The 26,193-nt window shown below is 72.0% G+C and carries 26 protein-coding genes; 18 read left to right on the plus strand and 8 right to left on the minus strand.

All coding sequences use genetic code 11. The features are described from left to right. Window positions 1-9: 9 nt before the first annotated feature. Complete coding sequence (locus tag OG927_RS27335; RefSeq protein ID WP_209469399.1) at window positions 10-663, plus strand: MBL fold metallo-hydrolase; 654 nt, start codon at window positions 10-12, stop codon at window positions 661-663. A gap of 34 nt (window positions 664-697) precedes the next feature. Then, window positions 698-1,477, plus strand: a complete 780-nt coding sequence (locus OG927_RS27340; protein ID WP_056792144.1) for an exodeoxyribonuclease III — start codon at window positions 698-700, stop codon at window positions 1,475-1,477. A 10-nt stretch (window positions 1,478-1,487) separates the two neighbouring features. Here OG927_RS27340 and OG927_RS27345 read toward each other — a convergent pair whose 3' ends face one another. After that, entirely contained in the window at window positions 1,488-1,781 is a 294-nt protein-coding gene (locus OG927_RS27345) for a glutaredoxin domain-containing protein (RefSeq protein ID WP_056792145.1), read from the minus strand. A 129-nt stretch (window positions 1,782-1,910) separates the two neighbouring features. On the opposite strand from OG927_RS27345, the gene OG927_RS27350 reads away from it, so the two are divergent. Further along, window positions 1,911-2,663 (plus strand): Clp protease N-terminal domain-containing protein, encoded by a 753-nt coding sequence (locus OG927_RS27350; RefSeq protein ID WP_330320934.1) that lies wholly within the window; start codon window positions 1,911-1,913, stop codon window positions 2,661-2,663. Window positions 2,664-2,871: 208 nt separating this feature from the next. Here OG927_RS27350 and OG927_RS27355 read toward each other — a convergent pair whose 3' ends face one another. Beyond that, window positions 2,872-3,651 (minus strand): SDR family NAD(P)-dependent oxidoreductase, encoded by a 780-nt coding sequence (locus OG927_RS27355; protein ID WP_056792147.1) that lies wholly within the window; start codon window positions 3,649-3,651, stop codon window positions 2,872-2,874. A gap of 100 nt (window positions 3,652-3,751) precedes the next feature. Between OG927_RS27355 and OG927_RS27360 the strand changes: the two genes are divergently transcribed. The 5 genes from OG927_RS27360 to OG927_RS27380 all read left to right on the plus strand — a co-directional run bounded on the left by OG927_RS27360 (window position 3,752) and on the right by OG927_RS27380 (window position 7,511). After that, window positions 3,752-4,213, plus strand: coding sequence for a DUF6278 family protein (locus OG927_RS27360; RefSeq protein WP_124280690.1), 462 nt, complete (start codon window positions 3,752-3,754; stop codon window positions 4,211-4,213). Between the two features lie 101 nt (window positions 4,214-4,314). Then, complete coding sequence (locus tag OG927_RS27365; RefSeq protein ID WP_330320935.1) at window positions 4,315-5,058, plus strand: amino acid ABC transporter ATP-binding protein; 744 nt, start codon at window positions 4,315-4,317, stop codon at window positions 5,056-5,058. 11 nt (window positions 5,059-5,069) lie between these two features. Continuing rightward, complete coding sequence (locus OG927_RS27370) at window positions 5,070-5,984, plus strand: glutamate ABC transporter substrate-binding protein (RefSeq protein WP_124280689.1); 915 nt, start codon at window positions 5,070-5,072, stop codon at window positions 5,982-5,984. 16 nt (window positions 5,985-6,000) lie between these two features. Continuing rightward, window positions 6,001-6,645 (plus strand): amino acid ABC transporter permease, encoded by a 645-nt coding sequence (locus tag OG927_RS27375; RefSeq protein ID WP_056792151.1) that lies wholly within the window; start codon window positions 6,001-6,003, stop codon window positions 6,643-6,645. After that, window positions 6,642-7,511 carry an amino acid ABC transporter permease gene (locus tag OG927_RS27380; protein ID WP_056792152.1) on the plus strand — a complete coding sequence of 290 codons (870 nt, stop codon included), beginning with the start codon at window positions 6,642-6,644 and terminating at the stop codon, window positions 7,509-7,511. Before OG927_RS27375 ends, OG927_RS27380 begins: the two co-directional genes overlap by 4 nt. Before the next feature lie 391 nt (window positions 7,512-7,902). Here the strand turns inward: OG927_RS27380 and OG927_RS27385 are convergent, their stop codons facing one another. From OG927_RS27385 to OG927_RS27410, 6 genes are all read right to left on the minus strand, one after another. Further along, on the minus strand, window positions 7,903-8,649 hold the full coding sequence (locus tag OG927_RS27385; protein ID WP_056792153.1) for a hypothetical protein: 747 nt from the start codon (window positions 8,647-8,649) through the stop codon (window positions 7,903-7,905). A 220-nt stretch (window positions 8,650-8,869) separates the two neighbouring features. After that, on the minus strand, window positions 8,870-11,101 hold the full coding sequence (locus OG927_RS27390) for a M20/M25/M40 family metallo-hydrolase (protein ID WP_330320936.1): 2,232 nt from the start codon (window positions 11,099-11,101) through the stop codon (window positions 8,870-8,872). Beyond that, complete coding sequence (locus OG927_RS27395; protein ID WP_056792155.1) at window positions 11,098-11,919, minus strand: SDR family NAD(P)-dependent oxidoreductase; 822 nt, start codon at window positions 11,917-11,919, stop codon at window positions 11,098-11,100. The genes OG927_RS27390 and OG927_RS27395 overlap by 4 nt, the downstream gene beginning before the upstream one ends. Continuing rightward, window positions 11,919-13,247: an MFS transporter gene (locus OG927_RS27400; protein ID WP_056792156.1), complete on the minus strand. Its 1,329-nt coding sequence runs from the start codon at window positions 13,245-13,247 to the stop codon at window positions 11,919-11,921. The genes OG927_RS27395 and OG927_RS27400 overlap by 1 nt, the downstream gene beginning before the upstream one ends. Continuing rightward, window positions 13,244-14,200, minus strand: a complete 957-nt coding sequence (locus OG927_RS27405) for a polysaccharide deacetylase family protein (RefSeq protein ID WP_330320937.1) — start codon at window positions 14,198-14,200, stop codon at window positions 13,244-13,246. The genes OG927_RS27400 and OG927_RS27405 overlap by 4 nt, the downstream gene beginning before the upstream one ends. Window positions 14,201-14,285: 85 nt before the next feature. Beyond that, a complete protein-coding gene (locus tag OG927_RS27410; RefSeq protein WP_079099390.1) occupies window positions 14,286-15,293 on the minus strand; it encodes an Lrp/AsnC family transcriptional regulator in 1,008 nt (335 codons plus the stop codon). Between the two features lie 367 nt (window positions 15,294-15,660). On the opposite strand from OG927_RS27410, the gene ggt reads away from it, so the two are divergent. The 10 genes from ggt to OG927_RS27460 all read left to right on the plus strand — a co-directional run bounded on the left by ggt (window position 15,661) and on the right by OG927_RS27460 (window position 25,934). Next, window positions 15,661-17,469: a gamma-glutamyltransferase gene (gene ggt / locus OG927_RS27415; RefSeq protein ID WP_330320938.1), complete on the plus strand. Its 1,809-nt coding sequence runs from the start codon at window positions 15,661-15,663 to the stop codon at window positions 17,467-17,469. 185 nt (window positions 17,470-17,654) lie between these two features. After that, entirely contained in the window at window positions 17,655-18,353 is a 699-nt protein-coding gene (locus OG927_RS27420) for a glycoside hydrolase family 75 protein (protein ID WP_242413104.1), read from the plus strand. A gap of 127 nt (window positions 18,354-18,480) precedes the next feature. Continuing rightward, window positions 18,481-18,870 (plus strand): PPOX class F420-dependent oxidoreductase, encoded by a 390-nt coding sequence (locus OG927_RS27425; RefSeq protein ID WP_330320939.1) that lies wholly within the window; start codon window positions 18,481-18,483, stop codon window positions 18,868-18,870. A 122-nt stretch (window positions 18,871-18,992) separates the two neighbouring features. Continuing rightward, window positions 18,993-20,384 carry a hypothetical protein gene (locus OG927_RS27430; RefSeq protein ID WP_330320940.1) on the plus strand — a complete coding sequence of 464 codons (1,392 nt, stop codon included), beginning with the start codon at window positions 18,993-18,995 and terminating at the stop codon, window positions 20,382-20,384. Window positions 20,385-20,826: 442 nt separating this feature from the next. Next, window positions 20,827-21,009, plus strand: a complete 183-nt coding sequence (locus tag OG927_RS27435; protein ID WP_056792161.1) for a hypothetical protein — start codon at window positions 20,827-20,829, stop codon at window positions 21,007-21,009. Then, on the plus strand, window positions 21,006-21,731 hold the full coding sequence (locus OG927_RS27440) for a hypothetical protein (protein WP_330320941.1): 726 nt from the start codon (window positions 21,006-21,008) through the stop codon (window positions 21,729-21,731). Before OG927_RS27435 ends, OG927_RS27440 begins: the two co-directional genes overlap by 4 nt. Then, window positions 21,728-22,648 (plus strand): DUF6895 family protein, encoded by a 921-nt coding sequence (locus tag OG927_RS27445; protein ID WP_124280680.1) that lies wholly within the window; start codon window positions 21,728-21,730, stop codon window positions 22,646-22,648. Before OG927_RS27440 ends, OG927_RS27445 begins: the two co-directional genes overlap by 4 nt. Continuing rightward, window positions 22,645-23,679 (plus strand): serine hydrolase domain-containing protein, encoded by a 1,035-nt coding sequence (locus tag OG927_RS27450; protein ID WP_124280679.1) that lies wholly within the window; start codon window positions 22,645-22,647, stop codon window positions 23,677-23,679. The genes OG927_RS27445 and OG927_RS27450 overlap by 4 nt, the downstream gene beginning before the upstream one ends. A 132-nt stretch (window positions 23,680-23,811) precedes the next feature. Next, window positions 23,812-24,654 carry a nitrilase-related carbon-nitrogen hydrolase gene (locus OG927_RS27455; RefSeq protein WP_056792165.1) on the plus strand — a complete coding sequence of 281 codons (843 nt, stop codon included), beginning with the start codon at window positions 23,812-23,814 and terminating at the stop codon, window positions 24,652-24,654. Continuing rightward, window positions 24,651-25,934 (plus strand): aspartate aminotransferase family protein, encoded by a 1,284-nt coding sequence (locus OG927_RS27460; RefSeq protein WP_330320942.1) that lies wholly within the window; start codon window positions 24,651-24,653, stop codon window positions 25,932-25,934. Before OG927_RS27455 ends, OG927_RS27460 begins: the two co-directional genes overlap by 4 nt. The last annotated feature ends 259 nt before the right edge of the window (window positions 25,935-26,193 follow it).

A 26,193-nucleotide genomic window follows, 5' to 3' on the forward strand; every position in this document is an offset into this window, starting at 1 on the left:
ATGGTCGGCATGAACACACCGCCCAGCACGCTCACGCTCACGAAGAAGTCGCACTCCTGCATCCGTCTGGAACGGGACGGGCAGTCGCTCGTCATCGACCCCGGCGGATTCTCCGAGGAGGACGCCGCGGTCGGTACCGACGCGATCCTGGTGACCCACGAACACCCGGACCACTTCGACGAGGCGCGGCTGCGCGCCGGCCTGGAGTCCAACCCGGCCGCGCAGGTGTGGACCCTGCGGAGCGTGGCCGAGAAGCTCTCGGCCGCGTTCCCCGGGCGGATCCACACGGTGGGCCACGGCGACACGTTCTCCGCCGCCGGCTTCGACGTACAGGTGCACGGCGAACTGCACGCCGTGATCCATCCGGACATCCCGCGGATCACCAACATCGGCTTCCTGGTGGACGGTTCGGTCTTCCACCCGGGCGACGCGCTCACGGTGCCCGGCCGGCCGGTGGACACCCTGCTGCTGCCCGTGATGGCCCCCTGGAACAAGATCTCCGAGGTGATCGACTACGTGCGCGAGGTCGGCCCGCGACGAGCCATCGACATCCACGACGCGCTGCTCACCGATCTCGCCCGCCCGATCTACGACCGTCAGATCGGAGCCCTGGGCGGAACGGACCACGGTCGGCTGGCACCGGGCGACGCGACCCGTCTCTGACCCGGCTGTCAGAGGGAGCGGCTAGGTTGGCTGCATGCGCATCGCCACCTGGAACGTCAATTCGATCACCGCCCGGCTGCCGAGGCTGCTGGCCTGGCTGGAGAGCACCGGCACGGACGTGCTGTGCATCCAGGAGACCAAATGCACGCTGGAGCAGTTCCCCGCCGACGCGCTGCGTGAGCTGGGCTACGAGTCCGCGGTCAACGCCACCGGCCGGTGGAACGGCGTCGCGCTGCTCTCCCGTGTGGGCCTCGCGGACGTCGTGACGGGCCTGCCCGACGGCCCGGACTACGAGGGTGTGCAGGAGCCGAGGGCGATCGCGGCGACCTGCGGGCCGGTCCGTGTCTGGTCGGTGTACGTCCCCAACGGCCGCGAGGTCACGCACGACCACTACGCCTACAAGCTGCGGTGGTTCGAGGCGCTGCAGAAGGCCGTGGCCGCCGACGCCGCGGGTGCGCTGCCGTTCGCGGTCCTGGGCGACTTCAACGTCGCGCCGACCGACGAGGACGTCTGGGACCCGGCGCTGTTCGAGGGCGCCACGCACGTCACCCCCGCCGAGCGCGCCGCGCTCGCCACCCTGCGCGCGGAGGGGTTGTCGGACGTGATGCCGCGCCCGCTCAAGTACGACCGTCCGTACACCTTCTGGGACTACCGCGAGCTGCGCTTCCCGAAGAACAGGGGCATGCGCATCGACCTGGTCTACGGCAACGCCCCGTTCACGTCCGCGGTCAAGGACAGCTACGTCGACCGCGAGGAGCGCAAGGGCAAGGGCGCGTCGGACCACGCCCCGGTGGTCGTGGACCTCGACCTCTGACCGTCTGCGGTCAGAGGCCCTTCGCGGATCCGCCGGTGTCCAGCAGGTGCGGGGCGTGCTCCCTGACGGCCCGCACCACCTGGCGCATGGACGGGTTCACCATGGAGTGCCCCGCCACGGTGACCGTCGGCACGGTCTCGTGGCCGTCCGCGACCGAGCGTACGAACGCGGCGGCGTCCGGGTCGCTCCAGATGTCGACCTCGGTGTACGTCAGCTTCGAGAAGCGCAGCCGCAGGCGGAGCTTCATGCAGAAGGGGCAGCCCGGCCGCCAGTGGACGACCATGCCGTCGCGGTGCTCGGCCATCGGGTGCCTCTCCTCGCTGCTCACGTCGGTCGATCCGGTCAGCCAACACCCAGGGCGCCCCGGTGGACAAGACCCTACGGGCGTCAACCCTGGGTTGACGCCTAGGGGGTGTCAACCTAGGGTTGCCTCATGACGAAGCCACTCGGGCCCAACCCTCCCATCCGCCTCGACGACCTGATCGACGCGATCAAGAAGACCCACCCCGACGCGCTGGAGCAGCTCTCCGGTGCTGTCGTGGCGGCGGACCACCTCGGCGAGATCGCCGACCACCTCATCGGCCACTTCGTGGACCAGGCGCGGCGCTCGGGCGCCTCGTGGACGGACATCGGCAGGAGCATGGGCGTCACCCGGCAGGCCGCCCAGAAGAGGTTCGTGGCGAAGAAGCCGGACGAGACCGCTGTCCTGGACCCGAGTCAGGGGTTCGGGCGATTCACCGAGCAGGCACGGAACGTCGTGATGGGCGCCCACAACGAGGCGCACGCGGCCCGCAACGACGAGGTGCGCGTCCCACACCTGGTGCTGGGCCTCCTGGGGGAGCCCGGCGCCCTCGCCGCGCAGGTGATCACCGGCCAGGGTGTGCCGCCCGCCGCGGTCCGCGAGGCGGCGGTGCGCGCGCTGCCGCCCGCGGCGGACACCGTCCCGGAGCTGATCCCGTACGACGCGGGAGCGCGCAAGGTCCTGGAGCTCACCTTCCGGGAAGCCCTGCGGCTGGGTCACGACTTCGTCGGGACGGAGCACATCCTGTTGGCCCTGCTGGAGTTCGAGGACGGCACGGGTGTGCTCTCGGGGCTCGGCATCGACAAGGAGGCCGCGTCGGCGGCCGTCACCTCCGTCGTCCCGGCCGGTGAGGACGGGGCGGCAACTCCCGGCACCGACGGCTAGGGTGCGCGCATCGGGCCCCCGGTGCGTGGGCGCGGAGGTGCCCCTCCGGGAAGAAGGGGGCCGGGGACCGAAGCCTGGCCGTCCGGCACGGGCCGGACCGCGGTGTGGCGGTCGCGTCCCGTGCCCGTCGCGCCGACTTCTGCGCCCGGGTGCCCACTTGCGCGGACACCGCCCCTCGCCGGGGGCGGCGTCCCGCGCTCCCCACCGCTCAGTGCACGGAGAAGCCGCCGTCGACGAAGATCGACTGCCCGGTGACGTACGCCGACGCCGCGCTCGCCAGGAACACCGCGGCGCCGGCGAAGTCGTCGGCCAGCCCGTTGCGTCCCACCATCGTGCGAGCGGCCAGCGCCGCCACCCGCTCCGGGTCCGCCGACAGCCGTTCGTTGAGCGGCGTCATCACGAAGCCCGGAACCAGGGTGTTGCAGGTGACACCCTGCGGGGACCACGCCTCGGCCTGGGAGCGCGCCAGTGATTCGAGCGCGCCCTTGGAGACCCCGTACGCCCCGCTCTGCACGAATGCCCGGTGCGCCTGCTGCGAGGTGATGTGGATGATCCGCCCGTACCCGCGCTCGGCCATGCCGGGGCCGAAGCGACGGCCCAGCAGATAGGGCGCCTTGAGGTTCACCGTCATCGTGGTGTCCCACACGTCCTCGTCCAGCTCGCCCATCGGGGGCCGCAGATTGACGCCCGCGCAGTTGACGAGGATGTCGGGCTCGCCGAACGCGGCCACCGCCTTCTCGGCGGCCGTGCGCACGCCCTCCGAGGTCCCCAGGTCGGCGCTCACCCAGGCCGCCCGGCAGCCCTCCGACGTCAGTTCGGCGACGGTGCGGGCCAGCTCGGCCTCCCGGCGCGCCACGACGACGACGCTCGCCCCCGCACGCGCGAGCGCCCCGGTGATGCCCCGGCCGATGCCGGAACTGCCGCCGGTCACCACGGCGACCCGGCCGTCGAGCGAGAAGAGTTCGGAGAGGTAGTTGCGCGATGTCATCCGCCCAGCCTAGGCAGGCGCTCCCCGGCACTTGGTCCCGGATCCGGAACAGTCGCGCGGCTTGCGGTGCGGAACACGTCCGGGATGGGATCCTAGTGGTATGAACATCCCTTTCTTGGACAACTGGCGTAAGCGCCAGGGCGGTACGCGGGGGGTGGCTCTCGCGGCTGCCGTCGAGACCGATCCGGACGGCGTGGCCGAACTGCTCGCCGAATGCGAACTGCTGCGTGCCCGGGCGGGGCAGCACGGACTGGAACTCGACGACAGCCCCGCCTCGTTGTCCGCGCTCGACCAACTCCCGCCCCTGTGGCGCGACGATCCCGAGGAGCTTCCCTGGCTGGGCAACGACGCGGGTCTCTACCTCGGCACCGTCCTGGTGCGGACCGTTCCCGGCGCCGCCTGGGACATCCTGGGGAGCGGGCAGCCCGTGGTGCGCCTGGCCTCGGGCCGTGAGATCGACGTCGTCGGGGCGGGCCTGGACTGGGCGATGTCGGGCAGCCCCGAGCTCTCCGAGATGTACGCGGAGTCGGCCGAGAGCGGGCCGGCACCCAAAGCGCGATAAAAAGCCTTATGCGGCGTTGATGCGTGTCGGCCCCGAAGTGGGCTGACGGCCTGGATAGTTTGCGCTGACCTCGACACAGCGATAAGTGGGTAGGGCAGCGTATGGCCGTCGATCCGTTGATCGAGCTGCGGGACGTCAACAAGCACTTCGGGACGTTGCACGTACTGCAGGACATCAATCTCACCGTCGGCCGCGGGGAGGTGGTGGTGGTCATCGGCCCCTCGGGATCGGGCAAGTCGACGCTCTGCCGGACGATCAACAGACTCGAGACGATCGAGTCCGGCCACATCGCCATCGACGGGCAGCCCCTGCCCGAGGAGGGCAAGGGGCTCGCACAGCTCCGTGCCGAAGTCGGCATGGTCTTCCAGTCGTTCAACCTGTTCGCGCACAAGACGGTCCTGGCGAACGTCTCGCTGGCCCAGATCAAGGTCCGCAAGCGCAAGAAGGACGAGGCCGACCGGCGCTCCCGGGAGCTGCTGGAGCGGGTCGGGCTCGCCTCGCAGGCCGACAAGCTCCCCGCCCAGCTCTCCGGCGGCCAGCAGCAGCGGGTGGCCATCGCCCGCGCGCTGGCGATGGACCCCAAGACCCTCCTCTTCGACGAGCCCACCTCGGCCCTCGACCCGGAGATGATCAACGAGGTCCTCGAAGTCATGCAGCAGCTCGCCCGCGAGGGCATGACCATGGTCGTCGTCACGCACGAGATGGGGTTCGCCCGGTCGGCGGCGAACCGCGTCGTGTTCATGTCCGAGGGATGCATCATCGAGGACCGCACCCCGGAGCAGTTCTTCAACGCTCCGGAGAGTGACCGCGCCAAGGACTTCCTGTCCAAGATCCTCAAGCACTGACAGGGGGCCCCATGTTGCGTACGAAGAATCTCGCGGCCGTGCTGGCCGGCGTCCTGCTCGCCGTGCTCGCCGCCGGCTGCGGCAGGGAGGGCAGCCCGCCGGTCAAGGGACCCAAGGCCGGGGCACTGCCCCGGTACACGGTCGACACGGACTTCCGGCTGCCCGAATCCAAGACCTGGGTCGAGGCCGAGAAGCGCGGCTACCTCGTGGTCGGCGCCAAGGAGGACCAGCCCTATCTCGGCGAGAAGGACCCGGCGACCGGCGTCTACTCCGGCTTCGACATCGAGATCGCCCGGATGATGGCTGCTTCGCTCGGCTTCGAGCCCGACACGATCAGCTTCCGGACCATCGCCTCCGCCAACCGGGAGACGGCCCTCCAGAACGGGCAGATCGACTACTACGTCGGCACCTACACGATCAACGACATGCGCAAGAAGCTCGTCGGCTTCGCCGGGCCCTACTACATGGCCGGGCAGGGGCTGCTCGTGCGCAGCGACGAGAACGACATCAAGGGACCGCAGGACCTGGCGGGCAAGACCGTCTGCTCCGCCGCCGGATCCACGCCGTACCAACGGATCGCCGCCGATTACCCCGACGCCGACCTCGTCGCCTACGACACGTACTCGATCTGCGTCGACAACCTGCTGACCTTCCAGGTCGACGCCGTCACCACGGACGACGCCATCCTGCTGGGCTTCGCGGCCAAGGCACCGGACGAGATGAAGGTCGTCGGCAAGCCGTTCTCCGAGGAGCCCTACGGCATCGGCGTCCCGCGCGGCGACAACGCGCTGCGCCTCGCGCTCGACGACGCCCTGGAGGCGAACGAGAAGAACGGCAACTGGAAGAAGGCGTTCGAGGCCACGCTCGGCCTCTCCGGGGTGCCCGCGCCGACACCCCCGCCCATCGACCGCTACCCGGCGAACTGAGGGGCGGGCCACCACCATGGACGTACTGACAGACAACTTCTCCCTCTACGGCGAGGGATTCCTCGGCACGGTGGAGCTCACCGTCTACGCCTCGATCCTGGCACTGGTGCTCGGCTTCCTCATGGCGTCCTTCCGGGTCGCGCCCGTCGGCTCGCTCCGGGTGATCGGCACCGTCTGGGTGGCGGTGCTCCGCAACACCCCGCTGACCCTGCTGTTCTTCGCCGTCCTCCTGGGTCTGCCGCGCTTCGGCCTGGTGCTGCCCTTCGAGGTCTTCGCGGTCCTCGCCCTCGGCTGCTACACCTCGGCCTTCATCTGCGAGGCCCTGCGTTCCGGCATCAACACCGTGCCCACGGGACAGGGCGAGGCGTCCCGCAGCCTCGGGATGACCTTCGGACAGACGCTGAACAGCGTCGTGCTGCCGCAGGCCTTCCGCTCGGTGATCCCACCGGTCGGATCGACGCTCATCGCGCTCGCCAAGAACTCCGCGATCGCCGGAGCGTTCAGCGTCACCGAACTGCTGGGCACCTACAAGACCCTCAACGAACTGGGCTACAGCATCGTCTGGTCCTTCGTGTGGATCGCCGTCGGATACCTGATCATCACCCTGACCATCAGTGCGCTCTTCAACGTGATGGAGAAGCGCTGGGGAGTCGCCCGATGACCCACTCCACCGCCCACGCCACCGCGCTCTACGACATTCCGGGGCCGGTCACCCGCAAGAGGCACTTCACCTACGGCGTCATCTCGACGATCGTGATCCTCGCCCTGTTCGGCTGGATCCTCTACCTGCTCTTCGACACGGACCAGTTCACCGCCGCGAAGTGGAACCCCTTCACCTACAAGGGCATCCAGGAACTGCTGCTGCGCGGGCTGGGCAACACCCTGAAGGCCTTCGCGTACGCGGCGGTGCTCTCCCTCGCACTCGGGGCCGTGCTCGCCGTCGGGCGGCTCTCCGCCCACCGGCCGGTGCGCTGGCTCGCGACGCTGCTGGTCGAGTTCTTCAGGGCCATGCCCGTGCTGGTGATGATCTTCTTCATCTTCGTCGCGCTCAAGGTGCAGCCCCTGCCCGCCCTGGTGGCCGGGCTCACCCTCTACAACGGCTCCGTGCTCGCGGAGGTCTTCCGCACCGGAATCGTCTCCGTGGAGCGGGGACAGCGGGAGGCGGCGTACGCGCTGGGCATGCGCAAGACGCAGGTCACGACGTACGTCCTCGCCCCGCAGGCCGTCCGCGCGATGCTGCCCACCATCATCAGCCAGCTGGTGGTGGCCCTCAAGGACACGTCGCTGGGCTACCTGATCACCTACGAGGAATTCCTCCACGCGGGCAAGCTCATCGCGTCGAACCTCGACTACGACCTGCCGTTCATCCCCGTCGTCATGGTGATCTCACCCATCTACATCGGGATGTGCATGCTGCTCTCGTGGTTCGCGACCTGGATGGCCAGGCGGCAGCGGCGCAACCCGAAGACGGAGGCGGTGGGCGTCGCCCCCGCCCAACCAGGAACGGTGCTGCCGGGCAGGCAGTAGCCGAGACCGTCCGGCAGCAGTCGGTGATCACTTCTCGCTCAGCGGTACGGGCCATGGCCCGGATCCGTTCCGCGCAAGGGGAAGGTCAGCTGTGCGCCGGTCGGAGAGTGCCCGATGCAGAGGTGGCCGGCCTGTCGGTCACCAGGGTGAGCCGATGACCGGCCGGACGCCGTGGGCGGTGGAGTACGCCTCAGGCCGACGGATGACGGCCGGCCCAGGTGTCCGCCCGTCGAACGTATAGGGGGCGTTGCCGACGAGTCTGCCGAGGCCGGGCGGCCCCACGTCGCAAAGGCACGCGACGTGGGGCCGCCCTCCTTGGTTCCGGTGGCCGCTCCCGCGGTACGACGACGCCGTAAACGGGACCGGACCGGGCGCGCCCCCGTCTCCCGCCTCAGCCGGCCGCCCGGTGGGACGTGGGCACGGGGGTGGGCAGCGGCGCCTGTGCGGTGCGCGTCACATCGCCGACCAGCTCCACCACATCCGGCCCGTACGCCTGGGAGTTGACCACCTTCAGCAGCAGGACGAACGAGCTGTTGCGGTACTTCCGCATCAGCTTCTCGTGATGGCGGGCGAGATAGCGCGAGGCCGCCTGGTTGGTGATGGCCCGCTGCCCGCAGAAGAGGAACACGGGGCGGGCGTCCTGGCCGCCCGTCAGCCGGGCCAGCAGCACGTACTCGGCACTGCCCGCCTCCAGCCGGTAGCGCTCCGATCCCACCTGGAAGGCGGAACGGTCCGGGCCGGGCTCCGGATCCACGTTGATCTTCACGCCGGGCAGCAGGGACTGCAGGTGGGCGGCCATGCGCCGGTTGGACCCCGGCCCGCCGACGCAGAACTCCGTACGCTCGCCGAAGCCCTGCCGGGCGCCGTCGTGGGAGACGATCTGCGCGTGCGCGGAGCAGTCCTTGACGAGCGCCGAGAGTTCGAGCAGGGCGAAGACGTCGTTGCGGTGGACCGCACCGTCCGTCCCCGGGTCGCGGTTGACGACGAGCAGGCACTCCGAGTTCCCGGGCAGACCGAGGAAGGCCTGCTTGCGGCGGAGTCTGCGCCGCCACAGATGGCTGCGGGTGAGCCAGCCCAGCGAGGCGCTGATTCCGGCAGCTATGACACCCAGCACGATGTTGCGCACGTCGTCAGTCATGGCCGGGCATAGTAGCGGTCCTCCCGTGCCGTGGCCGAGCCGGTCCCGGCGATCCGGCCCGGGCGGCGTCACCGGCCGGGGCCGGCCGCGCAGCACCACCCGGCGGGCGCCGGAGCGGCGGACGGTCCGCGTCGTGCGGTCCGGTCCGCCGCGGCGAAGCCCCGTCCGTCACCGGCGGGCAGGTGGCTCGTCCGGGAGAGCCGGGCCGGGGCCCGGGTCATCAGGCCAGCGCGAGCAGCACCGTGGCGGCCAGTGCGGAGCGTGCGACCATGCCGGAGACCGAGGTGTTCTCCGAACGGGCGTGAGCACCCGAGCCGACCGCACCGATGCCGTCCAGGACCGGTGTCCCCGCTGCCACCACGAAATTCCCGTCGCTGGCCCCTCCCACGGACGTCTCGCGCAGGTCCTCCCCGAGCAACGCCGCGCACCTGATGGCCAGTTCGGCGTACGCTGCGACCTGTTCGGTGCGTTCGAAGACGGGGCGGTTCCAGTCCCCGCCGATCTCCACGCGCGTCCGGGGGTCCACCGGGCGCAGTGCGGCGAGGGCCTCCGTGACGCGCTCCTGCTCGGCCGCGGAGGCGACGCGCACGTCGATGCGGCCGACGGCTCGTCCCGCGGTGACATTGCTGCGGGTGCCGCCCTCCACCACGCCCACGTTGAGCGAAGTGCCGGCCTCGACGTCGCGCAGCCGGGCCAGGCGCAGGATCTGGTGGGCCAGTTCCTCCACCGCGCTCGCCCCGGCGGCCGGATCGAGACCGGCATGGGCCTCCTTTCCGGTGACCGTGACCGTGAACAGCCCCACGCCCTTGCGGGCGGTCTTGATCGCGCCGTCGGCGGCCGCCTCGAAGACCAGGGCGAGGCGGCTGCCGCGGGATTCCTCGACGACGGCCTCGTGGGAGCCGAGGCTGCCGGTCTCCTCGTCGCCGTTCAGCATCAGGGTGCAGGCCGGCCGGGGCAGGCCCAGCGCGTCGAGCGCGCGCAGCGCCCAGACCGCCTGTACCAGGCCCGCCTTCATGTCGAAGACGCCCGGCCCGCTGATGTGGTCGCCCTCCCGCAGGAAGGGCCAGTCGTCCAGGGTGCCGGTCGGCCAGACGGTGTCGTAGTGGCCGAGGAGCAGGACCGGCCGGGTGTCCTCGGGGGTCGCGTCACGGGCCGGGTAGCGGCGGACGAGGATGTCCCCGACGTCCGTGCGCGGGAGGATCTCCTCGGCGTCCGGTGCGCCCAGGCGCCGGTCGAGCCAGCCGCGCAGCCAGCCGAGGCAGGCGTCGAGCTCGGCGGGGTCGTCGCCGGCGCTGCCCCGGGACGTGTACGCGGCGAGGTCGGCGACCATCTCCTCGCGATGCCCGTCGAGCCACCCCCGTACCGCCTCGGCCTGGTCCGCCCCCGGCAGGCGGCCGGGTATCACGGGCTCGGCCAGGCGGTCCAGCTCCTCCAGCCGCGCCTCCGACATCCGGTCGGGCGCGCCCTCCAGTTCGAGCAGGCCGTCCATGACGGTGCGCAGCAGCGTGGTGGGCAGTCCCTCGCGGGTGGCGTGGCCGAAGACGCCGGTGTAGTGCGTGGTGGCCTCGACGGGCCGGCGGCGTACGGCGAGGTCGCGCCAGATGCCGCTGCGGTCCTTCGTCTGCGTGCGCAGCCACGACGTCAGGCGGTCGAAGGCGGCTTCGCGCTCCACCGGATCCGCCCCCGGCCGCAGGGGGCGGGGGTCGAAGGCGTCGAACGCCTCCAGGGTGACGCCGAGGCGGTCGGACACGGCGAACACCTCACCGGTCAGCCCCGCCATGGCGGTTCGGTGCCGGTCGATGAGGTCGGCCATGGGCGCGTCGGCGAGAGCGGTCGCCGCGAGCATGGCGCCGAAGCCGGCCTTGGCCCACAGATAGCCTTCGACGTTGTCGCTGGCCACCGCCGGGCCCCAGCTGCGCAGGTCGGACACGAGGGAGCGGACGCGGGCACTGACCGGGGCGCCGTCCGGCTCGCCGATGACGAGGGCGCCGGCTCCGCCGTCCAGGATGACGCCCGGTTCGATGACGTCGGCGAAGATGTTGACGAACGCGGCGACGGTGCGCTCGGCGCCCACGTGCCGGGCGATGAGGTCCTCGTTGAAGCCGTTCTGGAGGGAGACCACGCAGCCGTCCGGTGCCAGGCGGGGCGCGATCCACGCGATCGCGGTCTCCGTGGCGTGGGCCTTCACGGCCAGCAGAACCCGTCCGAGGGTTCCGTCGAACTCGTCCGGGGTGGCCGCGGCGACCGGTACACCGGTGCGGGTGTCGCCGTGCTGGACGACGAGTCCGGCGGTGCGGATCGCCGCCACATGGGCCGGGTCGGTGTCGACGACGGTGACGGGGTGGCCGGCCCGCGCGAGGGCGAAGGCGAGCGTGCCGCCGATCGCGCCTCCGCCGACGACGGTGTAGGCGGCCCGCTGCGGGGAGGGGGCCTGCGGGGAGGGGTCGGTCATGGGGTGGGTCCTTCCGTCGGGGCGTCCGGTGTCGTGGGCGGCGCGGTCGCGGGGGTGTCGCCGGGCTGCCAGATGCGGGGCAGGTCCAGTACGCCCGTACTGGAGCCGCCGTCCACGCGCAGCACCTCCCCGGTGATCCAGGAGGCGTCCCGGCCCGTGATCCAGCAGACGGCACGGGCGATGTCCTGCGGCCTGCCGGGGCGGCCCAGCGGATTGGCGCCGATGGCCCCGGCGTACTCGGCGGACACGGGGTTGCACGCGCTGGCGACCTGGACGAAGCCGGGGCTGACGGCGTTCACCCGGATGCCGTGCCGGCCCAGTTCCAGGGCGGCGGCGCGGGTGGCCATCTCCAGGGCGGCCTTGGAACTCGCGTAGGGGCCGCCGCCGGGCCGGGAGCGGAGCGCCGAACCGGAGGAGATGTTGACGACCGCGCCGGGCCGCCCGGCTCCCACGGCGAGCCGGGCGAACGCGGCGGTGGCGAGGACGGGGGCCCGCAGGTTGACGGCGAACAGCCGGTCCCAGGCGTGGGCGTCGACGTCCGCCATGTCCAGGGACGGGTAGACACCGGCCGCGTTGACCAGGACGTCGACGGGGCCGCGCTCGGCCCAGGCCCTCTCGACCAGCACGGCGGGGGCGTCCGGGTCCGTCAGGTCCGCGGGGTACGCCGCCGTGTCACGGCCCAGCCGTGCCGCCGCACGCTCGAGGGCCTCGGGGTCGCGGTCCGTGAGGGTGAGCAGCGCGCCCCGAGCGGCGAACTCCTCGGCGATCGCTCCGCCGATGCCGCCTGCCGCGCCGGTGACGATCACGTGTGTCGTCATCAGGAGAACTCCTTGTCCTTGGTCTCCGGCATCGTGAGGTAGACGACGAGGGAGACCAGGGCCGCGGCGGAGACGTAGATCCACAGCAGGTCGCTGTGGCCGCTCTCGTGCATCCAGGTGGTGAGGTAGGGCGCCGTCCCGCCGAAGACCGCGACCGCCAGGGCGTAGGGCAGGGCGATTCCGGTGGCGCGGACCTCGGCCGGGAACTGCTCGGCCATGATGACGGCGCAGTTGGCGGAGTATCCGAGGATCAGCAGCATGCCGGTGAGCTGGACCAGGAACAGGCTGAGGAAGCTGCCGTCGAGCAGGTGCAGCAACGGCCAGGCCAGGACGACGAACCCGCCGGCGAAGGCCGCCATGGTCGGTTTGCGGCCGATCCGGTCCGAGAGCAGCCCCACGAAGGGCAGCGCGACGACGAAGACGACCAGGCAGAGCGTCTGCGACAGCAGGGCGGTCTTCAGGGGGATGCCGGTGGTCAGATTCGCGTAGGTGGGGAGGTAGTTGACCCAGATGTAGTAGGTCAGGGTGCCCGCGATCGTTATGCCGACGACGCGCAGCGTCGCCGCGGGATGCTCGACGAACATGGCCTTGACGGGGTTGGTACGGGTCCGGCCCGAGCCCTTGGCCTCGGTGAAGGCCTCGGTGTCCTCCACGGAGACCCGCAGCCAGAGACCGACCAGGCCGAGGAGGGCGCCGAAGACGAAGGCGGCACGCCATCCCCACGCGTGCACGGCGTCGTCGCTCAGCACCGAGGTGGTGAGGGTGCCCAGGAGTGAGGCGATGAGGACGCCGCCCGCCACTGACACCTGCTGCCAGGAGCCGGCGAACGCGCGCCTGCCGCGGGCGGCCGATTCCACGAGGAAGGCGGAGGAGGAACCGAACTCGCCGCCTGCCGAGAAGCCCTGCACGAGCCGGGCGACGAGCAGGAGGAGGGGCGAGAAGACGCCGATGGTCTCGTAGTTCGGGGTGATCGCGATGACGAATCCGGCACCCGCCATCAGGGCGACGGTGAGGGTCATGCCCTTCTTGCGGCCGTGGCGGTCGGCGTACGCGCCGAGAACGGCGGCGCCCACCGGACGCATCACGAAGCCGACGGCGAACACGGCGAGCGTGGACAGCAGAGCCACCGCGCCGTTGCCCTTCGGGAAGAACTCGTCGGCGATGACCTTGGCGAAGATGGAGTACAGGGCCCAGTCGACCCACTCGACGGTGTTGCCGATGGTCCCGGCGACGATGGCCTTGCGCTGGGTGCGGTTCAGTCTGCCGGGGGCGGGGGAGCCGCCGTCCTGGGACAGCGGACCGGCGGGTGCGGCGGATCCTGTGTTCATGGCGTGTGCTCCGGGGCGTCGGGGACGGAACGGGAGGTCGTCGGGTCGGTCAGCACCGCGCGGGCCGCATCGGCGAGCTGTGCGTGGGTGGCGAACCAGACATCGGAGTGGGCGGTGATGTGGTCGAGGAGTTCGCGCAGTGCCACCAGACGTGAGCGGTGGCCGATGACGTGCGGGTGCAGGGTGAGCTGGAAGACGCCGCCGTCGCGGTGGGCGGCGTCGAACTCGTCGGCCCAGATCTCCCGGACGTCGCGCGGGCGGCTGTGCGGCCGGACGGAGCCGTAGCGGTCCATGGTGAAGTAGGGGGCGTCGTCCCGGATCCAGTCCACGGGGATCTCGACCAGGCCGGTGGGACTGCCCTGGGCGACGATCTCGTACGGCTCGTCGTCGGCCATGAGCGAGGAGTCGTAGGCGAAGCCGAGTTCGAGCATGATGTCGAGCGTGGAGTCCGAGAAGTCCCAGGACGGTGTGCGGATGCCCACCGGCCGCCGCCCGGTCACGGTCTCCAGGGTGTCGAGGGCGCGGGCCGTCAGCTCCCTCTCGTCGTCCCGGCCCAGCAGCGTGTTCCGCTCGTGGATCCAGCCGTGGACCGCCAGTTCGTGACCGTCACGCGTGTACGCCCGCGCCTCCTCCGGGTGGAGCAGGGCGGAGACCGCCGGCATGAAGAACGTCGCGGGGACACGGTGACGGGCGAGCAGGTCCAGGATCCGCGCCGCGCCGACGCGTGCCCCGTACTCGCCCTGGGCGAGCCGGCCGGGACTGGTCTCGCCGTCGCGCAACGGGATCGTCTCGTGATCGGAGTCGAAGGACAGGGCGACCGCGACCCGTGCGCCGCCGGGCCAGCGGCCGGGGACCAGCCGCCGTCCGGCACGTACGGCGTCCACGTGGCCGCGCCAGGTCTTTTCGGTCCAGCGCCAGCTCTCTGCGGGCAGGCCGGAGTCGTCTGTGTGCATGGTGACTCCACGAGGGTCGGGGAAGGAAGGGAGGAAGAGGGCGTGCGACGGCACGAGCCCGCGCGTCGCGGCGGCCGGAGCGCGCTCAGACGGGACGGACCATCCGGTGCCAGGAGTACTTCATGGTGACGAGATGCAGGGTCACGTCGGAGGCGATCAGGCCGGGCAGCCTGCCGATGACGTCGCTGGTGTAGGGGAAGAGGTCGGTACGGCGGGGCAACACCATGTGCCCGACGAGGTTGAACCGACCGGTGGCCGCACCGAGGAACTTGGTCGCCGGATGCCGCGCGAGCTGCCGGCCCGCCGCGTCGAGCCGGTCGGGCTCGATCGAGAGCCAGACCATGAACTCCGCGTCGTATCCGAGCAGCGACGGATCGACCAGGGTGCGGAACTGCAGTACGCCGCGGGAGATGAGCCGCTCCATGGCCCGCGCGACGCCGGACTCGGTGTGGCCGAGCTGCCGGGCCAGCGCACTGACCTGGGTACGGCCGTCCTCCTTGAGCGCGGCGACGAGGTCGTGCTCCAGAGGGGTGAGCGCTTGTGGCGTCACGTCCCAGTCGGCCCGGTCGCAGGACGACGCGAGGGAATCGGGCCTCAGGTCGGCCGCCGCCTCCACGGGCAGGAGCCCGGTGTCCCACATCGACGCCGAGGTGAAGGCGCGGATGACCGGTACGGCCTCGGTGCTGGTGATGAGGTCGGCCGCGGGCAGGTCGGTGAAGAGCATCCGCATCATCTCCTCGTTGTCGCGGGCGACGAAGTCGACGATCAGGTCGGCGGCGCCGGTGACCACGGCCACGAAACGGACGTCCGGACTCTCGGTGAGCCGGTCGGCGACGGCCAGACCCCGGCCCGGCCTGGCCTGCACCCGGACGAGCATGGAGGATCCCTCTCGCGTCCGGTCCAGTTCCATGGTGCCGACGACCCTCAGCAGGCCCCGCTCGCGCAGCGCGCGGTAACGCCGCTGAGCGGTCGTCTCACTGGCGTCCACCCAGCGCGCCACCGTGCTCCACGGGGCACGACCGTTGAGCTGGAGCGCGGCGATGATGCGCTGGTCCAGCTCGTCGATGATGCCTGTGGGGGCTCGGTGATTCATGGTGCCGACGGTAACGAGCACCCTGACCACCGTCAATGAAGGAATCCTGCATCATCGCTGGTCAACGCCATGCCATCCCGCAGCCGCAGCGTTACGGAGGGGTAAAGAACGCAGCTCGGCCCGGCATCCGTACGTGGCTGAAAGGTGACGGATTACGCCACGCGGTGTCCGAAAAAGTTCATCCGGCGTCCATGGGCACGGTGCTCGGCGGCAGTCGCTGCCGAGCACCGGGGTCCGGTCGCGGCCCGGACCCCGGTGCTCCGTCGGAGGTTCCCGTCCGGCCGCGAGGCAGGGGAACGGAGGCGGTCCTGACGATCCGGCCGGGGCGGGGTTACCCTGCGCGGACGATCCCTCACTGGAGGTACGGATGCGTCGTTCCGTCGGCCGGAATGTGTCGTTCTTAAGCGTGATCGCCGTCATCGGCTCGCTCGGTGCCGCAGCCCCCGCATCGTCGCCGCCCTCCGCGCCACCGCCGCCCAAGTCGCCGGTGGCCGTGGGATACGGGGGAGCGGTCGCGAGCGTCGACGCGGACGCGTCCGCGGCCGGCATCGAGGTGCTCCGCAAGGGCGGCAACGCCGTCGACGCGGCCGTGGCCACAGCGGCGGCACTGGGCGTCACGGAGCCCTACTCGGCGGGCATCGGCGGCGGGGGCTACTTCGTCCACTACGACGCCCGCAAGCGCACGGTGGAGACCATCGACGGCCGGGAGACGGCACCCCGCAGCGCCGACTCCTCGCTCTTCCTGGAGAACGGGCAGCCGATCCCCTTCGCCGACGCCGTCACGAGCGGCCTCGGCGTCGGCACCCCCGGCACCCCCGCCACCTGGGACAGGGCCCTCGACGCCTGGGGCACCAAGCCCCTGCGCCAACTGCTCAGGCCGGCCGAACGGCTGGCCCGCGAAGGATTCGTCGTCGACGACACCTTCCGCTCGCAAACCGCGGCCAACCAGGCCCGGTTCGCCGACTTCCCCGCCTCCGCCGAGCTCTTCCTGCCCGGCGGAGAACTGCCCGTGGCCGGCTCCGTCTTCAAGAACCCCGACCTCGCCCGCACCTACGCGACCCTGGGGCGTGAAGGGGTCGACGAGCTGTACCGGGGCGAACTCGCCCAGGACATCGTGTCGACGGTGCGGACACCACCCGTGGACCCGGCCGCAGCCCGTACGGTGCGACCGGGTGACCTCACGGTCAAGGACCTGAAGTCCTACAGGGCACTGCGCCAGGCGCCGACGCGGATCGGCTACCGGGGCCTCGACGTCTACGGCATCGCGCCCTCCTCCTCCGGTGGCACGAGCGTGGGCGAGGCGCTCAACATCCTGGAGTCCACGGACCTCACGAAGTCGACCGAGGCGCAGTACCTGCACCGGCTCATCGAGGCGAGCCGGATCGCCTTCGCCGACCGGGGACGCTGGGTGGGGGACCCGGCGTTCGAGGACGTACCCACGCGAGGGCTGCTCAGCCAGCGCTTCGCCGACTCCCGTGAGTGCCTCATCAAGGACGACGCGGTCCTCACCAGCCCCCTCGCTCCGGGCGACCCGCGCGACCCGTCCCGCTGCGCCACCGGGGGCACCGCCGCCCCGACGACGTTCGAGGGCGAGAACACGACGCACCTGACCGCCGCCGACAGGTGGGGCAACGTCGTCGCGTACACCCTCACCATCGAGTCGACCGGCGGCAGCGGCATCACGGTGCCGGGGCGTGGCTTCCTGCTCAACAACGAACTGACCGACTTCTCCTTCGCGCCCGCCAATCCGGCGGTGCACGACCCGAACCTGCCCGGTCCGGGCAAGCGCCCCCGGTCGTCGATCTCGCCGACCATCGTGCTGAAGCGCGGAGTCCCCGTACTGGCGCTTGGCACACCCGGCGGCGCCACGATCATCACCACCGTGCTGCAGTCCCTGACCGGCCACGTCGACCGGGGCCTGCCGCTCGTCGAGGCGATCGCCGCGCCGCGCGCCAGTCAGCGCAACTCGGCCACGACGGAGATCGAGCCGGGGCTGTGGAACAGCCCGGTGCGCGGTCAGCTGGAGGCGCTCGGCCACGTCTTCAGGGCCAACCCGGAGATCGGGGCCGCCACCGGCGTCCAGCGGCTGCCGGACGGACGCTGGCTCGCGGCCGCGGAAAAGGTGCGGCGGGGCGGCGGCTCGGCCATGGTGGTGCATCCGAGCGGTCGTTCCTGACCGGTCGGCAGCAGCAGTGGCCTCGGGGCCGGTGCGTCGCGCTCAGCCGCGTCGTGCCGGCCCCGAGGCCATGACGCGGGCGGGCCGTGCACGAGGTTCGGGCGGCTCGGGCGGCTTCCCCGGCCGCGTCGGCAAGGAAGGACCCGAACGGGTCCTTCGCGTCCAGTGAAAGGGCATCCCCCACCGTGCGTACGAGAATGCTCGCTCTCTCCCTCCTCTCCGGCGCCTCCCTGCTCGCCGCCGCCGCACTCCCCGCAGCCGCCGACGGGACCGCCGGTTCCGGCGGCGGAACCGCGGAGGACCCGGTGAGCGCGGCCGAACTGCTGGCCCGGGTGAAGTCCTGCACCCGGATCTCCGCCGGGAAGTACCGAACGGACCGGGGCGGCCCGGCGACGGTGCCGGTGTGCGGGACGAAGGGGGCGGTGTTCTGGAAGGCGGACATGGACATCGACTGCGACGGCCGGATCACCGAGGCGTGCAACAGCAGGACGGACCCCTCCTTCCTGCCGGAGACGGCCTTCCGGACGTCCGCGGGCCGGCCCCTGGACTCCGCCCGCCTGCCCTACGTCGTCGTACCGGGACCCGGGCCGCTCTGGAACCACACCAGGTCCGGGATCGGCGGGGGCGGTGTGGCCGCCGTCATCTACCGCGATCAGGTCCAGTACGCCGTCGTCGGGGACACCGGGCCCACCGGGATCATCGGCGAGGCGTCCTACGCCACGGCCGAGGCCCTCGGTATCGACCCGGATCCGAGGAGCGGCGGAACCGCCTCCGGCGTCACGTACATCCTGTTCAAGGACTCCGAGGTGTCGCCGATCGAGAGCCGCGCGGCGGCCGTCGCCGCCGGCCGGGCGCTGGCCCGGGAGTTCGTCGGGAACGAATAGGTCATGTCGTCCGGCCCGGGCCGCTGCCGTGCCTCCCGTCCGGGCGTCTCCCGGGGGCGCGGCCCGATGCGCCTCCCGTACAGGGGCCACCGCCGCCCACGGGGAGGGGCGGAGTAGGGTCACGCCCGTGACTCTCCAGGACTTCTCCCGCAGTGAGTACGTCAGCCTGACCACGTACCGGAAGGACGGCACGCCCGTCGCCACGCCCGTCTGGGCCGCGGCGGACGGCGACGCGCTGTACGTCTGGACGCGGAGTGATTCCTGGAAGGTCAAGCGACTGCGCAACAATCCCCGGGTCCTCGTGACCGTCTGCGACGTCCGCGGCAGGATCGCCGAGGGCGCGCCGAGCGCGGAGGGTGAGGCGCGCCTGCTCGACAAGGACGGGACGGCAGGGGTGCGCAAGGTGCTCGCCCGCAAGTACACCTGGAAGTTCTGGATGGTGGACTGGCCCGCCACGGCCGTGCGGCTCGGCAAGCGGCCCCACACGGGGATCGCCGTCACCTTCCGGGGGGCGTGAGCGGCCCGCGCCGCGCTCCGGACGCAGCACGCCTGAAAAGTGCGCGTAGCCCGCCCGTAACACCCCTGCGGTCGAATGCCTGCGGGCTGGAACGCTCCAGTCGGCGACTGGCGAGGGCACCGGTGACAGTGCATCAACATGCTTGGCACGTAAGGCAGTTCGCACAGTACCTGCAAGATCTTGCTGCCCTGCTCGATCCGGGGCGGGGGTGGTACGGAGTGTTCTGCGCGCGTGACCCCGAAGGGATGCGCGCCTGCTTGGACGGCACCGAGGTCCCGCCCTGGGACGTGGTCGAATCACTCCTCCAGGACCTCGCCGCGGCACGCGGCAGCGACGTGGCCGTGCAGGAGTCCGGCCGCGCTGCCGCGCTGTACTCCGCTTCGGCGGGTGCGCACGACCGGCGGCCGGGCGGACGCCGGGCCCTCGTGGACCGCTTGGGGCTGATGCTCCGGGAGCAGGCCCACGCCGCACAGCGGCTACGGGCCGCCGGGGAGGACGTGGGCGCGCAGCCGGACGCCCTGGCCTGGGCACGCGACGACCACGCCCGCGCCACGGCCCGCTGCGCGGAGCTCCGCAACCGACTGGCGGCCCTGGAGGCCGCCGCGCCGGACACCTCGTTCCGTGAGGAGCCGTTACGTGCGGAGTCGTTCCGTGCGGAGGAGGGCGAGTGCGCCCCGTACCCGGAACCCGCCGGGAGCATGCGGCAGGCTCCCGAAGCCGGCCGCCCGTCCCGGACCGCGGCCCCCGGCACACGCCCCGCACCGGAGCCGGCTCCCGCCCCGAAGCGCGGGAAGCTGCGCGGAGCCCGCTTCGCGGGTCTGGAGCCGGGGGACGACGCGGAGGCTGGCCCCTCCCCCTCGGTGGCTCCCGCACTGCCCGACTCCTCAGCGGCCACCGCCGCGCCGCGCGGCGCCCGATACGGCGGTGCCCCGGCGGGGACCGCCGACGCTGCCGTCACACCGCCCGCCGCCGCACCCGACGCAGCCGCCCACCGCGTCGCCGACGACGCCGTCGCGCTCCTCGTCCGGCTGCGCGCGGAGGGCCGCAGCGGTGAGGCGCACGTCGTGCTCTGCGAGGCGGCCGCCTGGCCCGCCGGGCATCTGCCGGTTCTCGCCGTCGCCCTGCACCGGGCAGGTCTGGGCGCCGACTGGGCCACCCTGCTGTGGGAGGTCTCCTCCCTGCCGCCCGCCGGACTCGCGGCCGCGGCAGGGGCGTTGGCAGGGGCGGGACGCGCCGAAGACTGCGGGCAGCTGCTCCGGCAGGGTGTGGCGCGGCCCGCGGCCGAGATCGCCGACGCGGTGGTCGCCCTCGACCGGGCGGGCCTGGAACCCGAAGCGCAGGCCCTGCTGAGCGCGTTCGTGCGCGTACGGACGGCGCGGGACGCCGCGCGGATCGCCGAGGGCGGCCCGCGCCACCTCGTCCCGCAACTGCTCGCCGCCGCCCGTGAGGTGTCCGCCGAGCGGGAGTGGGACCTGGTCCACGCCCTGCGGGTGGCCGGCATCGCGGCGCCGTAGGCCCGCCCGCCGGTCCTGCGGGGCGGCCCTCGGGCACGGTGCCCGCCCGCCCGCCGGAACGAGCTCCCGCAGCGGCCGCCGACCGGCTCGCCGAGGGCCGGACCGGCGATGCGCGGCCGGTCGGCGTGGGCCGTGTCGGCGGGATCGTCGCCGACCTCCGTACGGGCGTCGCAGGCCACGTCCGCCCGCCGGTCCGCCTGGCGGGTACGGCTTCTCCGATGCGCGGCTGCCGGGCGGCGGGAGCCTGCCCGCGGCCCGGACCTGCCGGACAGGGGTCGAATCCGTCGGTGGAATGGTCACCGGAGGCTACGATTCGAGGCCCATTTCGACGCAAAATCCCCATGAACTCGGACTTGTGGAGATAAATCTCATTTCGGCCTTTAGGCTCGATCGAGGCATCACCACACAAGTGGTTCATGCTCCCCAGTGATGAGGAGGCACCATGCTTGCCCAGGAAATCACTCTCACCGCAACGCAGACCGAGACCAGCGCACTGGGTGCGCTGATGACGGAGCCCGAGGCCGTCGTCAGTGACGCTCCCCTGTACACCCCTGAGGCCGAGGGCTTCCTCCTCGCGCTTCTGCTCCTGTCGCCGAAGGAGCCGAAGGAGCCCCGGGGCAAGTGAGCTCCCAGTCTGAATTCGCCGCGGCGACCGATGCCCTGGCAGTCAGCGTCCTCGGTGCCCTCGACGGCACCGGGGGCGCTGTACAGCTGGCCCGGTACGTCGACGACGCCTCGGACACCCTGGCAGCCCTCGCGGCCGTCCGGGTGCTCGGGGCCGATGCCCTCAGCTCCCACCTCCTCGTGGGCGACCCGTTCGAGGCGCAGGACGCGGCCGTCGTGGCCAAGGCCTTCGACTCCTTCCCGGCGTCCGATGTCCTTGAAGAGCGAACGGTCGCCCGGCGCGACTGGGCGACCGCCCAGCTCCTCGCCCGGCTCGCCGGGGACGACACCCTCCGGGCCGTCGCGGCCCCGCCGGCGGACGAGACCGAACTCGCCGACACCGTGCACTGGCAGGCGTGGTGCGTCCGTATGGCCCAACTGGCCCCGCTCGCCACCCTCGTCCTCGACGGGCCGGTGCACGACGCGGCGCGCGGCGGCGCCCTGACGCTCAGCCGGGGCATGAGCCGGTCGATCCTGCGCCGCGACTTCCCCACGGCCGTGCGGCTCATCCGCTGGCTCGCCTGGCTGCACCACGACGGCACGCCGCTGCCGCTGGACCCGGCCCTCGCCGCGGAGCACGTATCGCTGTTGGGCGGAGCGGGCCCCCGTGCCGCCCTGGACCTGGCGATCGCCGGCCACTTCCTCCGGCGGCCGGACACGGACCCGAAGGCGGCACGCGCATGACGACGATTCCCGAGCCCGTGACCCGGGCGGCCCGCGGTATGGCAGACCGGGCCCTCTCGTGGCTGCACGCCAACCGCGCACTCGGCGGCCTGCCGCCCGACACCACCGAGACCATGGCCGACCCGGACAGCGTCTACAAGCCCCTGGGGGAGACCACCCTCGCCGCGTCGCTCATCCTGCGCGACGGTGTCGCCGGACCCGGCCGCCTGGTCGCGGCCCGGAGCCTGATGGACTTCACCTGGGAGCAGTTCCGGGGCGGCGACATGATCTACGAACGCCAGCTCCGCCACACCCTGATGACGGACCCGCTGGAGATGTACGCCCCCTTCTACCGCTGCGGCTACCGCCACGAGGGGCTCGACCGGCTGCTCGCCCACCGGGCCCGCATGCGGTCGGTGAACAGCGTCGAGTTGCTGCCCAACCGGCGCCTCGCCGCCGCCAACGCCGCCCGCGTCGTGGGCCTGGGGCACGCCGAGGACATGGCGGCGCTGGCCGGCGCCACCTGGCTCGGCGCGACACCTGAGCCCTGGGCCATCAACTGGATCACCGCGTACGCGATGACCCACACGGTCTTCCACCTCACGGACTGGGGTGCCGACCCGGACGGGCTGCCGCCCGAACTCGCCGCGTACGTACGCACCTGGCTCCCCGTGTGGATCGACGTCTGGCGCGAGGTCGGGCAGTGGGACCTCGTCGCCGAGCTGCTGATCGTCGGCGCCTCGCTCCCGGACCCGTACTGCGCGGCGGAGGACTGGGAGGCCGTCGCCGCTCTCCAGCACGAGGACGGGCTCGTGCCCCGGGACTCCGATCCGGTGGACGACGACCCGCAGCGCAGGTTCACCGACCACCAGCACACCGTCGTCGTCACAGCCGTCGCCGGATCCATCGCGCTCGCCCGGGCGGCGGGCCGGCGGTGACCGGACCGCCGCTGACCGCCCGTCTCCGCCCCCTGCTGGCCGTGGCCAGGGGGCCGGGGGCGGCGGTGGCGGCCGTTCGCCGGGACGAGAGCCTGGTGCTCTGCCGCGGGCCGGTGGGGGAGCGCACCCGCTTCGAGACGGGCTCGCTGACCAAGACCTTCACCGCGCTGCTCCTCGCGGAACTGGCGGCCCGCGGCGAGGTCCGGTACAACGACCGCGTCGACCGCTACCTCCCCTTCCGGCTCCCCGGGCCGCTCACCCTCCTCCACCTGGCCACCCACACCTCCGGCCTGCCCCGGCTGCCCCCCGGCCTGCTCACCCGCGCCGTGCGCACCGGATGGCTCAGCAACCCGTACGCCGGATTCTCCGAGGCCGACCTCCTGGCGGCCCTGCCCCGGACCCGGCTGCACCACCGCCCCGGCACCCGGGTCCTCTACTCCAACTTCGGCGGCGCCCTGCTCGGTCACGTACTGGCCCGGGCAGCCGGAGGCTCCGGGGACGGCTACGCGGACCTGCTCGCCGAACGCATCACCGGGCCGCTCGGCCTCACCGACACGGACTGCGACCCCAACCGGCCCCAGGCGACCGGCCATTGGCGCGGCAGGCCGCGCCCGGTCCAGCTGATGCCCGGCCTGCCCGCCGCCGGCGCGGTCCGCTCCAGTGCCAGGGACCTGCTCCGCGTCCTCACCGCACTGCTCGACCCGGACGCCGCGGCGGACTCCGCCGCTCTGCGCACCGCGCTCGCCGAGGTGCAGCGCCCCCGGCTGAGCGTGCCCAGGACCGGTGCCCGGCTGTGCCTGATCTGGAACCTCCGTCCGCGCCCGGACGGGGCGCTGCTCCACCACTCCGGGGGCACCCGCGGCTTCACCGCGTTCGCCGGCTTCCTCCCCGGCTCCCGCACCGGACTCGTCGCCCTCACGAACACGGCTCCCACCCCGCTCGCGCCGTTCATCCAGGCCGCGTACGGGACGTTGCGCGCCCTGGACGAGCCGCTGCCCGGCACCTGTGGACCGCTCGGGTGTGAAACATGATCGACTCCGCCGGTTCACGACGATGGTCTTGCCCCGCTGTGTGACGGGGCTTACGTTCTCCTCCTATGCATTGTGTCTACGGGCGTAGAAATCGCGTAGAGGCTCTCTGACGCCGCGTCGAAGGAGCAGCTCATGTCCCATGTCGTACGCGCCGCACTTGTCCAGGCGACCTGGACCGGCGACACCGAATCCATGATCGCCAAGCATGAGGAACATGCTCGCGAGGCAGCCCGGCAGGGCGCGCAGGTCATCGGCTTCCAGGAGGTGTTCAACGCCCCCTACTTCTGCCAGGTGCAGGAGCCCGAGCACTACCGCTGGGCCGAGGCCGTCCCGGACGGGCCGACCGTCCGGCGGATGCGGGACCTGGCCCGCGAGACGGGCATGGTGATCGTCGTGCCGGTCTTCGAGCTGGAAGGGTCCGGCTTCTACTACAACACCGCCGCGGTGATCGACGCCGACGGCTCGTACCTCGGCAAGTACCGCAAGCACCACATCCCCCAGGTCAAGGGCTTCTGGGAGAAGTACTACTTCAGGCCCGGGAACGCCGGCTGGCCGGTCTTCGACACCGCGGTCGGCAAGGTCGGCGTCTACATCTGCTACGACCGGCACTTCCCCGAAGGGTGGCGGCAACTCGGACTCAACGGAGCCCAGTTGGTCTACAACCCGTCGGCCACCTCGCGCGGCCTCTCCAGCCATCTGTGGCAGCTGGAGCAGCCCGCCTCCGCCGTCGCCAACGAGTACTTCATCGCCGCGATCAACCGCGTCGGCCAGGAGGAGTACGGCGACAACGACTTCTACGGCACGAGCTACTTCGTCGACCCGCGGGGCCAGTTCGTCGGCGAGGTCGCCAGCGACAAGGTGGAGGAACTCCTCGTCCGCGACCTGGACTTCGGCCTGATCGAGGAGGTCCGGCAGCAGTGGGCGTTCTACCGCGACCGCCGGCCGGACGCGTACGACGGGCTGGTGGAGCCGTGACCGGACTGCACGAACGGCACAGGGCCGTCAGTCCCGACTGGCTGGCCCTCTACTACCGGCAGCCCCTGGAGATCACCCACGGCGAGGGGCGCCACGTCTGGGACGCGGACGGCCGCTGCTACCTCGACTTCTTCGGCGGCATCCTCACCACCATGACCGCGCACGCGCTCCCCGAGGTCACCAAGGCCGTCACCGAGCAGGCCGGCCGGATCATCCACTCCTCGACCCTCTACCTCAACCGGCCGATGGTCGAACTGGCCGAGCGCATCGCCGCACTCTCCGGCATCCCCGACGCCCGGGTCTTCTTCACCACCTCGGGCACCGAGGCCAACGACACCGCGCTGCTTCTCGCCACCGCCTACCGCCGGTCGAACCAGATCCTGGCGATGCGCAACAGCTACCACGGCAGATCGTTCTCGGCGGTGTCCATCACGGGCAACCAGGCCTGGTCACCCACCAGTCTCTCGCCGCTGCAGACGCTGTACGTCCACGGCGGGGTCCGCACCCGCGGGCCGTACGCGGAGCTCGGTGACGCGCAGTTCATCAAGGCCTGCGTGGCCGATCTGGAGGACCTGCTGGGTCACACCAGGGAGGCCGCGGCACTGATCGCCGAGCCCGTCCAGGGCGTCGGCGGCTTCACCGCACCGCCCGACGGGCTGTACGCGGCCTTCCGCGAGGTCCTCGACCGGCACGGCATCCTGTGGATCTCGGACGAGGTGCAGACCGGATGGGGCCGGACCGGCGAGCACTTCTGGGGCTGGCAGGCACACGCTGCGAGCGGCCCGCCGGACATCCTCACCTTCGCCAAGGGCATCGGCAACGGCATGTCCATCGGCGGAGTCGTCGCCCGGGCCGACGTCATGAACTGCCTGGACGCCAATTCCATCTCGACGTTCGGCGGCTCCCCGGTGACCATGGCGGCCGGGCTCGCCAACCTCTCGTACCTCCTGGAACACGATCTCCAGGGGAACGCACGGCGGGTCGGCGGGCTGCTCATCGAGCGGATCCGCGCGGTCGCCGCGGGTTCGGCTGCCGTACGGGAGGTGCGCGGACGCGGCCTCATGATCGGCATCGAGCTGGTGAAACCCGGTACCGACGAGGCGAACCCGGAAGCCGCGGCGGCCGTGCTCGAAGCGGCCCGGGCCGGCGGACTCCTCATCGGGAAGGGCGGTGGGCACAGCACCAGCGTCCTGCGGATCGCGCCGCCGCTCTCGCTCACCGTCACCGAGGCCGAGGAGGGTGCGGAGATCCTGGCCGACGCCCTCCAAGCCGCCGGGTGAGACGTCCGGCCGTCCGGTGTCCGCCCCGTCCCTCCTCCACGCGGAACGCCGCCGTGAGGTGGGGCGGCGGGCACCGGACGGCCGGAGCCCCCTCGGCGCGGGCCCCGACCGTCCCGGCCCCCCCCGTGCGGGAGTCCGCTGCTGCGGCCTCCCCTCCGGGCCGGCGTTCCCCGGTCCGCGCCCCGTATACGACGTGCCACGACGACGTGCCACGCGCCGTGCACGACGCCGGGCACTGGGCCGGTGGGGTGTGCCGCAG

Source organism: Streptomyces clavifer, from assembly GCF_036345975.1.
GTDB classification, from domain to species: domain Bacteria; phylum Actinomycetota; class Actinomycetes; order Streptomycetales; family Streptomycetaceae; genus Streptomyces; species Streptomyces clavifer.

Bases quoted from the DNA above. Each gene is read 5' to 3' on its own strand.
- OG927_RS27455 (WP_056792165.1), top strand. From the start codon at position 23,812: ATGTCCCATGTCGTACGCGCCGCACTTGTCCAGGCGACCTGGACCGGC.
- OG927_RS27445 (WP_124280680.1), top strand. From the start codon at position 21,728: ATGACGACGATTCCCGAGCCCGTGACCCGGGCGGCCCGCGGTATGGCA.
- OG927_RS27410 (WP_079099390.1), bottom strand. From the start codon at position 15,293: ATGAATCACCGAGCCCCCACAGGCATCATCGACGAGCTGGACCAGCGC.
- OG927_RS27390 (WP_330320936.1), bottom strand. From the start codon at position 11,101: ATGACCGACCCCTCCCCGCAGGCCCCCTCCCCGCAGCGGGCCGCCTAC.
- OG927_RS27370 (WP_124280689.1), top strand. From the start codon at position 5,070: ATGTTGCGTACGAAGAATCTCGCGGCCGTGCTGGCCGGCGTCCTGCTC.
- OG927_RS27340 (WP_056792144.1), top strand. From the start codon at position 698: ATGCGCATCGCCACCTGGAACGTCAATTCGATCACCGCCCGGCTGCCG.
- OG927_RS27405 (WP_330320937.1), bottom strand. From the start codon at position 14,200: ATGCACACAGACGACTCCGGCCTGCCCGCAGAGAGCTGGCGCTGGACC.
- OG927_RS27395 (WP_056792155.1), bottom strand. From the start codon at position 11,919: ATGACGACACACGTGATCGTCACCGGCGCGGCAGGCGGCATCGGCGGA.
- OG927_RS27365 (WP_330320935.1), top strand. From the start codon at position 4,315: ATGGCCGTCGATCCGTTGATCGAGCTGCGGGACGTCAACAAGCACTTC.
- OG927_RS27355 (WP_056792147.1), bottom strand. From the start codon at position 3,651: ATGACATCGCGCAACTACCTCTCCGAACTCTTCTCGCTCGACGGCCGG.
- OG927_RS27435 (WP_056792161.1), top strand. From the start codon at position 20,827: ATGCTTGCCCAGGAAATCACTCTCACCGCAACGCAGACCGAGACCAGC.
- OG927_RS27375 (WP_056792151.1), top strand. From the start codon at position 6,001: ATGGACGTACTGACAGACAACTTCTCCCTCTACGGCGAGGGATTCCTC.
- OG927_RS27360 (WP_124280690.1), top strand. From the start codon at position 3,752: ATGAACATCCCTTTCTTGGACAACTGGCGTAAGCGCCAGGGCGGTACG.
- OG927_RS27335 (WP_209469399.1), top strand. From the start codon at position 10: ATGAACACACCGCCCAGCACGCTCACGCTCACGAAGAAGTCGCACTCC.
- ggt (WP_330320938.1), top strand. From the start codon at position 15,661: ATGCGTCGTTCCGTCGGCCGGAATGTGTCGTTCTTAAGCGTGATCGCC.
- OG927_RS27385 (WP_056792153.1), bottom strand. From the start codon at position 8,649: ATGACTGACGACGTGCGCAACATCGTGCTGGGTGTCATAGCTGCCGGA.
- OG927_RS27350 (WP_330320934.1), top strand. From the start codon at position 1,911: ATGACGAAGCCACTCGGGCCCAACCCTCCCATCCGCCTCGACGACCTG.
- OG927_RS27400 (WP_056792156.1), bottom strand. From the start codon at position 13,247: ATGAACACAGGATCCGCCGCACCCGCCGGTCCGCTGTCCCAGGACGGC.
- OG927_RS27380 (WP_056792152.1), top strand. From the start codon at position 6,642: ATGACCCACTCCACCGCCCACGCCACCGCGCTCTACGACATTCCGGGG.
- OG927_RS27345 (WP_056792145.1), bottom strand. From the start codon at position 1,781: ATGGCCGAGCACCGCGACGGCATGGTCGTCCACTGGCGGCCGGGCTGC.